Here is a 13,312-nt window from a genome sequence, read left to right as displayed (position 1 = left end):
TTAAACGTCTCTATAGAAAACACCCCATGTTTTAAACCAACAATGGGGTGCTAATTATAGGTATTTAACCAACAATAATTTTAAAATAGCTCTTGGCTGGCTCCGCCTTCCGTAGAAATTGTCGTACCTACCTCTTGTACCGCATGTTCTTTCGGTTCAGTTCCTTCAATAAAATACTCACGACGGGAGGAACCTAATTTACCTGTTCTGCTATCAATGGAGACCGAAATAACACCTTTAGGCGGTTTCATTGTTTTCACTGGTACCCCTGCCAAAATAGACTTCATAAAGTCGTTCCACATGGGTTGTGCACTTTTGGCCCCGGCTTCACCACGACCTAATGTTCGCCTATTATCATCGAAACCAATCCATGCAGAAGCAACAACATCTGGGCCATAGCCAGAGAACCAAGCATCCTTAGAGCTGTTAGTTGTCCCTGTTTTCCCACCAATATCACGGCGACCACCTAAGTCTCTCGCTGCACGCCAACCTGTACCTGACCAACCAGGCTCGCCATAAATATTGGTCATCATCGCATCCCTAATTAAGAATGCAAGTGGGGTATTAATTACATGAGGTGCATATTGGTCACCAGAGTTCCCGTCTAAGTTAGCTGCCGTCGTTAATTCCATTGTTGGCTCTTTTATGACGGTATTATCGCCTGATTGTGTCACTTCTTCGGTAGACTCATCATCAATACCGTTGCTCACAATAGTGCGTTCCGTATCACCATAAATAACCGGAATATTCGTGCAATCAGGGCATGCTATTTTAGGGTTGGCTTCGAAAATAACCTCATCATTATGATTTTCGATCTTCGAAATGTAGTATGGGTCAATCAAATACCCACCATTGGACATGACAGCATATCCACGAACCATTTGCATTGGTGTGAATGATGGCGCACCTAGCGCTAACGCCTCAGTGCGGTTAATATTTTCCGCTGGAAAACCAAAGCGAGTCAGATAATCAGCCGCATAATCCACCCCCATGGCTCTCATCGCACGAACCATCACAACGTTTTTTGATTGGCCTAAACCTTGACGTAAACGAATAGGCCCATCATAGCGAGGAGGTGAATTCTTAGGGCGCCAATCAGAACCTGCACCTGCATCCCAACGGCTAATTGGTACATCATTAAGTAATGATGATAATGTCAGGCCTTTATCCATTGCCGCTGTATATAGGAAAGGTTTAATATTCGAACCAACTTGGCGTAATGATTGGGTGACTCGGTTAAACTCACTCATATTGAAGTCAAACCCACCTACTAGCGCAATAATCGCCCCATCATTTGGATTTAAAGCAACAAATGCCGCATTCGCATCAGGTACTTGCCCTAACCACCAGTTATCTTTAACTTTTCGAACCCAAATTTGCTCACCCACTTGCATGACTGCATTTACAGCTCTTGGCGCGGCACCTTGTTGAGTATCTGAAATAAATTTACGCGCCCAACGCACACCGGTCATTGTAATAGGAATTTGCGAACCATCAGCTAACATCACTTGCGCTTCTGAAGCTGTTGCAGATGTCACAACTGCAGGCATTAAAGGCCCATAAACCGGCATTTTTTTCAATTTTTCGACTATCTGCTCTGCTGTCCAAGCCGTTTCATTCTGTTTCCATAAAACCTCGGCAGGACCGCGATAACCGTGGCGAGTATCGTAGTCGATCAAATTATTACGGACTGCGGTTGTTGCAGCTTCCTGATCTTTACGGATCACCGTAGTGTAGACTTTATACCCATCGGTATACGCATCTTCACCATATTTATCAAACAAGGTTTGACGCGCCATTTCGGCTAAATACGGCGCAGAAAAATCAATTTTCGGCGCATGATACGAAGCAACTATTTTTTCATTTTTTGCTTGTTCATACTGGTCTTGAGTAATGTATTTCTCCTCAAACATGCGAGAAAGAACCACATTACGACGACTTACCGCACGGTCATAAGAGTACAGAGGGTTAAATGTAGAAGGTGCTTTTGGTAAACCTGCAATCATCGCAATTTCACTAAGCGTCAACTCATCCACTGTCTTACCAAAATAAACGTACGCAGCTGCTCCGACGCCATAAGCACGGTTACCTAAATAAATTTTATTCAGGTACAACTCCATAATTTCATCTTTAGTAAAAAGCTGCTCAATGCGAATAGCCAAAAATGCCTCTTTAGCTTTACGCATCAGGGTTTTTTCAGGGCTTAAATAAAAATTTCTCGCGAGCTGCTGAGTAATTGTACTGGCCCCTTGAGATGCATGGCCAGAAGACGCCATTACGGTAACCGCACGGAAAATACCAATAGGGTCAATCCCATGGTGCTCATAAAAACGGCTATCTTCAGTGGCGATAAACGCTTTGATCATTAAAGGAGGAATTTCTGCCAGAGGTAAAGGAATACGACGCTTTTCCCCATATTGGGCAATCAATTCGTTATCCGCACTGTATACCTGCATTGGAATTTGCAGACGAATGTCTTTCATTGTTGCTACATCAGGTAACTCACCTTCCACATATTTATACATGCCATAAATCGAGGCGGTTCCCAAAAAAATGCAACAGAAAACAAGAATAAAAAAATATTTTACGAACTTCACCGGAAAATTCCCATGCTCGGCTAACAAGAGGGTTTAGATATCACTAACACACAGTATAAAGCTTATACAGCACAATAGAAATCGTAATTTATTTGTTAATGATAAGGAAATTAACTATGTATACATCAAAATGGAACATTGGGATCGACCTCTGTCGAGATAGAATACAGCTAGTCGCTGCAAAGCGGCGCAGACAATACTGGCATTTATGTGAATGTTGGCAACAACAATTACCATTCGAGCTAACTGATAATTCTAGCCATGAACAATATCAAATTTTACTGAATATTTTATTACAATGGCGTCAGAAATTACCTAAAAAGTGTTCCGTATCCTTCGCATTACCCGCTGTCCGTACAATAAAACAACAAATTTCATTACCCAGTGAAATCAAATTGCCACAACCAGAATTAGGATGGTATTTACAATCTCAAGCTGAAAAACGTTTTTCTATGCACGCCCAAGAGTTGGTTATCGACTATCGCGTCATCAAACAACAGGTTTATTTTAATGGGGCCCGCCAGTCAGATATTACTTTTTGGCAAAATCTATTTACAGAAAGCGGGTTCAATCTGCTTGCTATTGATGTCGCCCCCATAGCTTTACGTTATGTGGCAAGAAACGCGGGTTTACCCGATGAATGCAGGGTTATTCATTATCGACAAGGTGAATGGCTTTGGTCAGGGCCAATTAGCCAACCAGCTAATTATAACCATTTGCAAGATACCGATATACCGACCCTTTCCCACTTGCTGCCCTTTATTGATCAAGAAAAAGCCTCACCTATTTACCTCATTACAGATCATGAACAGATTTTTCGTACTGATGAGGTAGCTCACCACTGGGAATTACGCCAAGCTTTTCAACAGCATAGTATTAAATTACCACAGTTACTGGGGGATTTTGTGATTGCTGCCGGTCTTGCTTTACGTCATGGAGATATTTAATTAATGGAAATATACCAAGTTAACTTTCTCCCTTGGCGCCAACAGCAAATAAAAAAGAAGATACGAGAGTTTTTACTCTTTTGTTCTGTGGTTTGCTGCTCAGTGATTATAGCGTGTGTTTTTTTATTTATTTTTCAACAAATTGAAATGAAAGACCTAAAAAATAGAAAGCACAATAACCAACTACAATATGAACAGATACAACAATTAGTATTGCAAATCGCGACTCAACAAACACAGATTAATAGCTTAATGAGCAAAAAAAGAAAGATAGATAGCATCATAGTAAATAACCAATTTTTACTTAAGTTACTACAAAACCTTCCAACTCTAACTCCACCCAAAAGTTGGCTAACAAATCTACAGTTAATGAATAACAAAATAGAGATCAAAGCTAACAGTTATGATTTTCAAGATATCAATTCGCTTGGCTTACAACTTAAAAATCACTCAGGTTTGAGTGATATTCAATTGAAAAAAATCAGCCGAGTGAATCAATTAAACCGTTTACACCTCACAGCCAAATATCAAGGAGTGCTCGATGAATGAGTCCATACATTCTTTTTGGTATCGCCCATTTTGGCAACAAACCCTACCTGTTTGGTTCTTAATTGTGCTTTGTATCACTGCGGGGTATTTTTTATACTGGAAAAAAAATCAAAATCAGATCATGGAATTAACCATTGAGAACCTGAATTTAATTGAAGCAATTACAAGAGAAAAGAAAGCTCTCTATCACTCACCTTCGTTACAACAACTTGAAAAACAAGCTCAATCACTAAAGCAATCCGTTGATATTAAAGAAGCGCCTCTTGAATTACTGACACAGTTAAATACCTTGCTCTCACATTCATCTGTGACACTTAATCAATTGCAACCAACAGATACCAATACCTATTTTATGGAGTTTCAAGGCCACTTCATTCCTATTTATCACGTTATAGAACAGCTTCTTACCCTTCCTCAAACCCAGAGATGGCATTTTCATGACATAAAAATATATTTAAAACAAGGGATTATCATCACCTCCATCTCATTTTCATTGTTCAACGACACTCTCGCTATCAAGGATGAAAACCGCAATGAATAGCTCACGAACTAACATCCTCATGCTGATTGCTGGGGGACTCTTCTTTTTATCTTCATTTTTAATCTCTGCCGAAGAGGTTAGAGATCCCTTTGCACCACTGATACCTCCCTTAGTAACAGAAAACCAGCCTACTCCGGAAACAGCAGTAGCGCAGGTAACGCCAAGTAAAACATCATTAACCCAAAAAATATTTAAATTAATCTCAACCAATGTCCAAGAGGTTCGTCATCTATTAGAACATCCAGATACTTCGTTATTATCAAAAAATGCCTCTATCCATCACGATATCACGACAAACAGCCTCATTATTAAAGAGGATCCAGATCGATTAGCACTGATTGATGAATGGATAAAACATCAAGATAAGCCAAATAAACAAGTACAGATCACTGCACATATCATTAGTAGCAGCCGAACTGCATTACAGGAGTTGGGCTTAGAATGGGGAATGATGGCAGGTGGAAATCTAAACGCTAATCACTTATATCGCTACAATCGTTACTCTTCAATATCAGGGCAATTTGCCTTCAATGTTCTTAGTCTTGGTGATGGTTTACTTGAAATGAAACTGAAAGCATTAGAAAAAGAAAATCTGCTTTCTATTATTGCGAGTCCTCGTTTAGTTGCTTCGCATCAACAACCCGCAAGTATTCAGCAAGGTACAGAGATCCCCTATGTCACCAGTAATGACAAGAAAACACACGTACAATTTAAAGATGCCGTTCTGGGTATGGATGTTACCCCCTCGATTGTGCGTGATGAAAAAATTGAGTTAAACCTTAAAATTAGTCATAACTCACCCGATACTGCACTCACTAGCAACCAACATCATCACTTAGCCATCAATAAACAAGAAATCGCAACTAACGTAACCATCAAAAATAATGAAACCCTTATCCTTGGGGGAATTTTTCAGCAAAAACAAGAAAAAACAGAGATAGGCTTACCCTTTTTATCTCATATCCCTTTTCTAGGTACGTTATTCACAAATACGGCAGAGCATACAGATAAGCGTGTCCTTATTGTTTTTATAACACCAAAACTTATCAATATTTAATATGGAAAAAATAACGCATATACTTCAAATAGTTGAATACACAATAAGTCAAAGATGACAAAAAAAAATATTTTTTATGGCATAAACCTACCGGATAAATTTGACGCTGGCGTCGTTTTAGCATACAAGGTTATCCATTGAGTGTTCTAACTATCCGTAGATTAAAGAACAAGCTGTCAGTCGCTTATAAAACAGCCACAATTAATGTTGCTCTATTCTTAACAGAAATAACTTGCTGATACCAATAGCTAGAAACTGTTAAAAAGCATGATAAACAAGGCATTAGACAACATAGACGGCTCAAGTATCGAAACCTGTAATTTTAAATATGGCACTTTGCTTGCTTAGTGCCATATTTATATAGTTGCAATTCAGGTTGATGTATTGAGATAATTTTCTTATCTGATCTCACATCATCACTTATGAGGTTTCAGTTTAGGTCCCGCCGCTAATCTGATTGGCGGGGCGGGTAATCATTAACGAATAATCGTAGTAATACCAAAAAACATGGCAGAGAAACGCAATATCTTTCTGGTTGGACCAATGGGTGCTGGCAAAAGTACTATTGGCCGTCAGTTGGCTCAACAGCTTAATATGGAGTTTTTCGACTCTGATCACGAGATAGAAAAACGCACTGGCGCAGATGTAGGCTGGGTATTCGACCTTGAAGGTGAAGAAGGCTTTCGCGATCGCGAAGAAAAAATCATCAATGAGCTTACAGAGAAACAAGGCATTGTATTAGCAACAGGTGGTGGCTCTGTTAAGTCCAAAGAGACCCGTAATCGCCTATCCGCTCGCGGTGTCGTTGTTTATCTTGAGACCACCATTGAGAAACAATTATCTCGTACACAACGTGACAAAAAACGTCCACTGCTACAAGTTGACGAACCCGCACGTGAGGTTCTTGAGAAACTGGCTGACGAACGTAATCCTATGTATGAAGAAATTGCTGATATTACCATTCATACTGATGAGCAAAGTGCAAAAGTTGTTGCCAACCAAATCATTGAACTATTAGAAAAAAACTAATTGTTCATGGTGTTATTTTCAAAAATGAACTCAAGGTAAAGCAAGATGGAAAAAGTCACCGTCACTCTAGGCGAACGTAGTTATCCAATCAATATTGCACCCGGCTTATATCAACAAACGGGGGCATTTGAGCCATTAACTGCGGGTCAACGAGCAATGATCGTGACAAATGAAACTCTTGCCCCTATTTATCTCGATAAGATAAAGAATGCCCTTGAAACTTCAGGCGTAAAAGTTGATACCATCATTCTACCGGATGGTGAACAATACAAATCATTATTCATCATGAATGATGTATTTACCGCATTACTTGAAAAACACCATAACCGTGACACCACCCTCATCGCTCTTGGTGGGGGCGTCATTGGTGACCTAACAGGTTTCGCAGCAGCAAGCTATCAGCGTGGAGTACGTTTTATTCAAGTACCTACGACCTTATTATCTCAAGTGGACTCTTCTGTCGGTGGTAAAACCGCCGTCAATCACCCACTAGGGAAAAATATGATCGGCGCATTTTATCAGCCCGCTTCTGTTGTGGTTGATCTCAACTGCTTAAAAACTCTCCCACCAAGAGAACTTGCCTCCGGCTTAGCAGAAGTCATTAAATATGGCATTATCCTCGATAGTGAATTTTTTAGCTGGCTGGAAGAGAATATTGATGCCCTCGTCTCTCTTGATGACCAAGCGATGGCTTACTGTATTCGCCGTTGTTGTGAACTAAAAGCACAAGTGGTTGCAGCGGATGAAAAAGAAACCAGTGGGTTACGCGCATTATTGAACTTAGGCCATACCTTTGGTCATGCTATCGAAGCGCATATGGGCTATGGCGTCTGGTTACATGGTGAAGCTGTCGCGGCTGGCATGGTTATGGCAGCAAAAACAGCAGAATTACTTGGTCAATTTACTCCTGAACAAACTCAGCGGGTGGTCACACTTTTAGAGCGTGCATCACTTCCCGTCAAAGGCCCTTCACAAATGAAGCCCGATGATTATCTCCCACATATGATGCGAGATAAAAAAGTGATGGGTGGAAAACTGCATTTAATTTTGCCTACCACTATCGGCCATTCGGAAATGCGTTCAGATGTTGATACGCAGACTGTCATTGCGGCAATATCATCCTGTATGTCATAAAACGAAGAAAAAGCTGAATTTTTACTGGCGTTTTAAAATGTTACTGGTAGATGTTCACTAAAGTCGTTAAATTATACGGTGTGCCTACGCCTATATACGAAACTCTGAAAAAGCGTATTATCAATACCACTTTGGCTAGCGTGGTATTACGAAAGGATATATGCTTTAAATAAGCAGCGATGTCCTGCTTGGTCGTTAGAGGTTGTACTGATAAGAGACATTTTATCTCTACTATAGGCAAATTTTATTCGGGAGAGGAAAATGGACGAATTTAAACCAGATAACCAGCCTCAAGGTCAAAATGATCTTAGGCCAGATACATCAGATAGACCGACAGGGCGCTCACGCCAATCACCATCTACTGCAAAACCTAAAATTGCACTCTCACGCCAACATATTATGATTGGTGTAGGTGTTCTGGTTCTATTGCTGCTCATTATTGCTATCAGCTCAGCTTTAAAGGCCCCTACAGAGCATGAAAAGCAACAAACAACGGGTGCAAATAATTCACAGAATATCGACTTATCGGGCTCCTCATCGTTGACAAATTCACAAGGTCAAACGCTATCAGGGCAACCGCAAGAAATCACTGGTTCACAAATTACGCCAACGCCAACCCAAGGCGAACCTCAAACTCAACCAAATGGTCTGGGTGAGCGAATCGAAATACCTGGCGATGTAGTTGATGCCTTAAACCAAGGCCAAGTTTCTGTGCCAGGCACTAGCCAGCCACAAAATACGACACCGTTAACGCCACCAACCGTTAAACCTGTGGAACAACAACCCGTAGTCAAACCAGTAACGCCAGAAAAAACACCTGTAAAACCCGTTGAGCCAAAACACCCTGTGCAAACTAAACAGCCAGCAAAATCAACGGCAAGTAGCCAAGGTAGCAATATCATGTCTGCACCAGCAGGTAGCTACACATTGCAACTTAGCAGTGCAAGCCGCTCTGATACACTGGAAGCTTTCGCAAAAGAAAACAAATTGGCCAATTACAAAGTTTATAAAACCATACGTAATGGGCAAACTTGGTATGTTCTTATTCACGGAAATTATAGTTCAGTGACCGACGCAAAAAATGCAATAGGGACCTTACCTGCTGCAGTACAAGCGAAAAAACCGTGGGTTAGAAATATGAAACAAGTCAAACAGGATCAAAAATAACAACGTTTTTCCCCGGGCGCATTATGTTGTCCTGACAGAGTATAAATGCAGTTACTCTAAACGATTGTAATAATAAGACGGCATGAAAAAAAAACGCGCTTTTTTAAAATGGGCTGGGGGTAAATACCCCCTTGTGGAAGAAATCAAAAAACACCTTCCACAAGGTGATTGCTTAATTGAGCCTTTTGTTGGTGCTGGGTCAGTGTTTTTAAACACCAGTTATGATTCATACATACTGGCAGATATCAACAGTGACCTCATCAACCTCTACAATACGGTTAAAGACCGCGCTGATGCTTTTATTGAAGAAGCCCAGCAAATCTTCACACCTGAATATAATACTTCCGAACAATATTATTTAATGCGTGAAGCCTTTAACCAATCTACCGATACTGAGAAACGCAGTGTCCTTTTTTTATACTTAAACCGCCACTGCTATAATGGGTTATGCCGCTATAATTCTCGTGGTGAATTTAACGTTCCTTTTGGCCGCTATAAAAAACCCTATTTTCCTAAAGAAGAATTACTGTGGTTTGCTGAAAAATCACAAAATGCCACGTTTATGACTCAGCATTATGGTGAAACTTTGCTCAACGCAAAAGAGGGGTCTGTTGTCTACTGTGACCCACCATATGCACCTTTATCAGATACAGCTAACTTCACGGCGTATCACACGAATGCATTTAATTCGCTCGAACAACAAAACTTAGCTATTTTGGCTCAAAAGTTATCAACAGAAAGTAAAATTCCTGTCTTGATCTCAAATCATGATACCCCGATGACGAGAGAGTGGTATTATCAAGCTCAATTGCATATTGTAAAAGTACGTCGCACCATTAGTAGAAATATATTAAACCGGACAAAAGTCAATGAGTTACTGGCATTATATCCGGGTATACCTAATAGCCTTTCTCCTAGAAAAACGGATAAGAAAAAAACGCAGCGCCTTGTACCTAGCGATGAATGGCTCTCAGATAACGATTAATAATCGGAGACAATAATGAAAAACTTTCTCATTGCCCCATCTATTTTATCTGCTGACTTTGCACGTTTAGGCGAAGATACCGCCAATGTTCTTGCAGCTGGTGCCGATATTGTGCATTTTGACGTTATGGACAACCACTACGTACCCAACTTAACGTTTGGCGCACCTATATGTAAAGCATTGCGAGACTACGGAATTACTGCACCTATCGATGTTCATTTAATGGTGAAGCCAGTTGACCGTATTATCCCAGATTTTGCTAAGGCCGGTGCAACCCATATTAGTTTCCATCCTGAAGCCAGCGAACATGTTGACCGCTCACTACAGTTAATTCGCGAACATGGCTGTACCGCGGGGTTAGTATTTAACCCAGCAACACCACTTAGCTATCTTGATTACGTCATGGATAAAGTTGATATGATCCTACTCATGTCTGTGAACCCAGGGTTTGGAGGCCAATCGTTTATCCCACAAACACTCAATAAATTGCGCCAAGTCCGTAAATTAATTGATGAAAGTGGCTATGATATTCGTTTGGAAGTCGACGGCGGTGTCAAAGTGAATAATATCGCAGAGATTGCAGCGGCAGGTGCCGATACCTTCGTTGCGGGTTCTGCTATTTTCGACCAACCGGACTATAAAACCGTCATCGACGCGATGCGTAACGAATTACAAAAGGTATCTCAATGACTGAAGTGGTATTAGAGAATATCAAAGCGATCGCTTTCGATTTAGACGGCACACTCGTAGACAGTGCAGCTGGCTTAGCTGAAGCCATCGACAACATGCTCAAAGAATTTAATTTTGCCCCTGCAGGTAAAGAACGCGTTTCTATTTGGGTAGGCAATGGTGTTGATGTGTTAGTTGAACGCGCACTTTCATGGGCGGGTGCCGAAATCACACCTGAGCGACAAAAAAAAGCTCGAGCCAGTTTTGATAAATTCTATGCAACGTCCGTCACAACAGGCAGCCAACTGTTTCCTGGAGTAAAAGACACTTTAGAGCAATTAGCAAAACATGGCTTACCTATGGGGATTGTTACTAATAAAGCGACCCCATTTATTGCGCCATTATTAAAGAAATTAGGTATTGAACACTACTTTTCTCTAGTCTTGGGTAGCGATGACGTCAAAGCTTTAAAACCGCATCCTGCTCCCCTCTACCTAACGATGGGAACATTCGGTTTACGTAAAGAAGAATTGCTTTTTGTCGGCGATTCTCGTAATGATATTATTGCAGCGAAAAGCGCTGAATGCCCGTGTGTCGGTCTGACCTACGGTTATAACTATGGTGAATCTATTGCACTGAGTGAACCGAACTGTGTATTAACACATTTTTCTGATTTATTACCTGCAATCGGGTTATCTGAAATAAAATAAGCAAGGACATAACTAAATGAGCACTCCCACTGAAAAATTAAAGCAACCCCAAAAACCAATCGTATTCAGCGGCGCACAGCCTTCCGGTGAATTAACCATCGGTAACTACATGGGTGCATTACGTCAGTGGGTACAAATGCAAGATGACTACGACTGCATTTACTGTATCGTTGACCAGCACGCCATCACCGTTCGCCAAGACCCTGTTGAACTGCGTAAAAGAACCCTCGATACACTTGCGCTCTATTTAGCATGTGGTATTGACCCGAAAAAAAGCACCATTTTTGTGCAGTCACACGTACCACAACACGCTCAACTGAGCTGGGCGCTTAACTGCTACACCTATTTCGGTGAGTTGAGCCGTATGACTCAGTTTAAAGATAAATCTGCCCGTCACGCAGAAAATATCAATGCGGGACTCTTTGATTACCCAGTACTAATGGCAGCAGATATTTTGATTTATCAAACGAATCAAGTACCTGTTGGTATTGACCAGAAACAACACCTTGAATTGAGCCGTGATATTGCTCAACGCTTCAATGCCATTTATGGTGATATTTTCACTGTACCCGATCCATTCATTCCGACTGGTGGTGGTGCCCGTGTTATGGCTCTGCAAGATCCAACCAAGAAAATGTCTAAGTCCGATGATAACCGTAACAACGTTATCGCCTTATTAGAAGACCCGAAATCTGTCGTGAAAAAAATCAAACGCGCAATGACTGACTCCGAAGAGCCACCTCGTATTCGTTATGATTTAGAAAACAAACCAGGGGTTTCTAACTTATTAGATATCATGTCGGGTGTGACAGGTAAGAAAATTGCTGAACTTGAAGCCGAATTTGAAGGGCAAATGTACGGTCATCTTAAAGGGGCCGTGGCAGAAGCCGTTTCCGGTATGTTAACTACACTTCAAACTCGTTATCATGAATTCCGTAATGATGAAGCGCTGCTAAACCAAATTATGGATGAAGGCGCAACCAAAGCCGCTGCTCGCGCACAAGAAACGTTAGATAAAGTTTACGAAGCTATTGGCTTCGTTAAACGCCCTCAGTAACAATCATTGTATTAACTCAGTAAAAATGGGGTTTTTCCTCATTTTTACTCTAATCAATTTTCACCAATTAATTCATTGATGCTGTTTATTTCACCTTAACGGTCTGAATCTAATTGTTCATTATTTTTCAGAACATCTTGCGCTTTGCTGTAGCTTTCAATTAATAATTGATAGGCAGGGAAAATTTGCGTGTAAGCCATTGCCCACTCCGCCGCATCTTCGCGGTTCCAAGTCCCTTGCAATTCTGAAGCAACCGCAGCAGTATCCATTGGAACGACACCCGCTTGAACGACACGCGCTAAAGTAATTTCTTGCGCCATTTTGCTGTAAGTGCCTGAAGCGTCAATCACCACAAATACTTGGTAACCATCCATCACCGCACTAATTGCAGGAAACGCCATACAAACACTGGTAATAGTTCCGGCAATAATCAGTTGCTTTTTACCTGTTGCTTTCACGGCCGCCACAAACTCTGGGTTATCCCATGCATTAATTTCACCGCGGCGTGCAATATATTGTGCATGTGGTGCATTTTGATGAATTTCTGGTATCAACGGGCCATTTGGGCCTTGAGGTACAGAAGCCGTTGTTATTACTGGAATTTTAGCTAGGGAAGCCATTTTAGCCAGAACAGCGGCGCGAGCACGTAATTCCGTCATTGGCATATCACCTACAGTTTGAAATAAACCACTCTGGTGATCGATTAATAACATCACCGCATCTTCTGGGTTAATAGCAGGACGTTGACCATTAAAATTAGCTGGGCTACTCATGATGAAACCTCTCAATCGATAAAATATAGAATCTGTTTTTGATTTAAAAATAGAACGACAGCCGCTCCGTTTTCGTGTTATTTAGATTAATTCATCG

At 41.1% G+C, this 13,312-nt stretch carries 13 protein-coding genes; 11 read left to right on the top strand and 2 right to left on the bottom strand.

Annotated features, from left to right (window positions below):
- Positions 1 to 80: 80 nt before the first annotated feature.
- Positions 81 to 2,597 (bottom strand): peptidoglycan glycosyltransferase/peptidoglycan DD-transpeptidase MrcA, encoded by a 2,517-nt coding sequence (gene mrcA / locus P3L44_RS00445; protein WP_140171901.1) that lies wholly within the window; start codon positions 2,595 to 2,597, stop codon positions 81 to 83.
- Between the two features lie 116 nt (positions 2,598 to 2,713).
- Here mrcA and P3L44_RS00440 point away from each other — a divergent pair, with 116 nt between their 5' ends.
- The 11 genes from P3L44_RS00440 (at position 2,714) to trpS (ending at position 12,442) form a co-directional block, all read left to right on the top strand.
- A complete protein-coding gene (locus P3L44_RS00440) occupies positions 2,714 to 3,544 on the top strand; it encodes a pilus assembly protein PilM (RefSeq protein ID WP_215954330.1) in 831 nt (276 codons plus the stop codon).
- 3 nt (positions 3,545 to 3,547) lie between these two features.
- Positions 3,548 to 4,093, top strand: a complete 546-nt coding sequence (locus P3L44_RS00435) for a PilN domain-containing protein (RefSeq protein ID WP_140171899.1) — start codon at positions 3,548 to 3,550, stop codon at positions 4,091 to 4,093.
- On the top strand, positions 4,086 to 4,634 hold the full coding sequence (locus P3L44_RS00430) for a hypothetical protein (protein ID WP_110592746.1): 549 nt from the start codon (positions 4,086 to 4,088) through the stop codon (positions 4,632 to 4,634). The genes P3L44_RS00435 and P3L44_RS00430 overlap by 8 nt, the downstream gene beginning before the upstream one ends.
- A complete protein-coding gene (locus P3L44_RS00425) occupies positions 4,627 to 5,691 on the top strand; it encodes a transporter (RefSeq protein WP_410480041.1) in 1,065 nt (354 codons plus the stop codon). The genes P3L44_RS00430 and P3L44_RS00425 overlap by 8 nt, the downstream gene beginning before the upstream one ends.
- 507 nt (positions 5,692 to 6,198) lie before the next feature.
- Complete coding sequence (gene aroK, locus P3L44_RS00420) at positions 6,199 to 6,720, top strand: shikimate kinase AroK (protein ID WP_004263200.1); 522 nt, start codon at positions 6,199 to 6,201, stop codon at positions 6,718 to 6,720.
- A 45-nt stretch (positions 6,721 to 6,765) separates the two neighbouring features.
- Complete coding sequence (gene aroB, locus P3L44_RS00415; RefSeq protein WP_004263201.1) at positions 6,766 to 7,854, top strand: 3-dehydroquinate synthase; 1,089 nt, start codon at positions 6,766 to 6,768, stop codon at positions 7,852 to 7,854.
- A gap of 261 nt (positions 7,855 to 8,115) precedes the next feature.
- Entirely contained in the window at positions 8,116 to 9,021 is a 906-nt protein-coding gene (locus P3L44_RS00410) for an SPOR domain-containing protein (RefSeq protein ID WP_140171898.1), read from the top strand.
- 82 nt (positions 9,022 to 9,103) lie between these two features.
- The gene (dam, locus tag P3L44_RS00405; RefSeq protein ID WP_004263205.1) at positions 9,104 to 10,006 is read left to right on the top strand and encodes an adenine-specific DNA-methyltransferase; all 903 of its coding nucleotides are present in this window, start codon (positions 9,104 to 9,106) and stop codon (positions 10,004 to 10,006) included.
- Positions 10,007 to 10,021: 15 nt separating this feature from the next.
- Positions 10,022 to 10,696, top strand: a complete 675-nt coding sequence (gene rpe / locus P3L44_RS00400) for a ribulose-phosphate 3-epimerase (protein ID WP_004263207.1) — start codon at positions 10,022 to 10,024, stop codon at positions 10,694 to 10,696.
- The gene (locus P3L44_RS00395; RefSeq protein ID WP_140171897.1) at positions 10,693 to 11,385 is read left to right on the top strand and encodes a phosphoglycolate phosphatase; all 693 of its coding nucleotides are present in this window, start codon (positions 10,693 to 10,695) and stop codon (positions 11,383 to 11,385) included. Before rpe ends, P3L44_RS00395 begins: the two co-directional genes overlap by 4 nt.
- 16 nt (positions 11,386 to 11,401) lie before the next feature.
- Positions 11,402 to 12,442: a tryptophan--tRNA ligase gene (gene trpS, locus P3L44_RS00390; protein ID WP_004263211.1), complete on the top strand. Its 1,041-nt coding sequence runs from the start codon at positions 11,402 to 11,404 to the stop codon at positions 12,440 to 12,442.
- Positions 12,443 to 12,537: 95 nt separating this feature from the next.
- Here the strand turns inward: trpS and P3L44_RS00385 are convergent, their stop codons facing one another.
- Complete coding sequence (locus tag P3L44_RS00385) at positions 12,538 to 13,215, bottom strand: hydrolase (protein WP_140171896.1); 678 nt, start codon at positions 13,213 to 13,215, stop codon at positions 12,538 to 12,540.
- Between the last annotated feature and the right edge of the window lie 97 nt (positions 13,216 to 13,312).

Origin of the sequence: Providencia sp. PROV175 (assembly GCF_032707045.1) — a bacterium.
Classification (GTDB): domain Bacteria; phylum Pseudomonadota; class Gammaproteobacteria; order Enterobacterales; family Enterobacteriaceae; genus Providencia; species Providencia hangzhouensis.
The sequence above is the reverse complement of the archived record's forward strand: the minus strand, read 5'-3'. Positions and strand labels throughout refer to the sequence as shown.

What these genes read in the sequence shown, in the direction of transcription:
- P3L44_RS00410 (WP_140171898.1), top strand. Translation starts at nt 8,116, where the DNA reads ATGGACGAATTTAAACCAGATAACCAGCCTCAAGGTCAAAATGATCTT.
- aroB (WP_004263201.1), top strand. Translation starts at nt 6,766, where the DNA reads ATGGAAAAAGTCACCGTCACTCTAGGCGAACGTAGTTATCCAATCAAT.
- dam (WP_004263205.1), top strand. Translation starts at nt 9,104, where the DNA reads ATGAAAAAAAAACGCGCTTTTTTAAAATGGGCTGGGGGTAAATACCCC.
- rpe (WP_004263207.1), top strand. Translation starts at nt 10,022, where the DNA reads ATGAAAAACTTTCTCATTGCCCCATCTATTTTATCTGCTGACTTTGCA.
- P3L44_RS00440 (WP_215954330.1), top strand. Translation starts at nt 2,714, where the DNA reads ATGTATACATCAAAATGGAACATTGGGATCGACCTCTGTCGAGATAGA.
- P3L44_RS00425 (WP_410480041.1), top strand. Translation starts at nt 4,627, where the DNA reads ATGAATAGCTCACGAACTAACATCCTCATGCTGATTGCTGGGGGACTC.
- trpS (WP_004263211.1), top strand. Translation starts at nt 11,402, where the DNA reads ATGAGCACTCCCACTGAAAAATTAAAGCAACCCCAAAAACCAATCGTA.
- P3L44_RS00430 (WP_110592746.1), top strand. Translation starts at nt 4,086, where the DNA reads ATGAATGAGTCCATACATTCTTTTTGGTATCGCCCATTTTGGCAACAA.
- P3L44_RS00435 (WP_140171899.1), top strand. Translation starts at nt 3,548, where the DNA reads ATGGAAATATACCAAGTTAACTTTCTCCCTTGGCGCCAACAGCAAATA.
- P3L44_RS00385 (WP_140171896.1), bottom strand. Translation starts at nt 13,215, where the DNA reads ATGAGTAGCCCAGCTAATTTTAATGGTCAACGTCCTGCTATTAACCCA.
- P3L44_RS00395 (WP_140171897.1), top strand. Translation starts at nt 10,693, where the DNA reads ATGACTGAAGTGGTATTAGAGAATATCAAAGCGATCGCTTTCGATTTA.
- aroK (WP_004263200.1), top strand. Translation starts at nt 6,199, where the DNA reads ATGGCAGAGAAACGCAATATCTTTCTGGTTGGACCAATGGGTGCTGGC.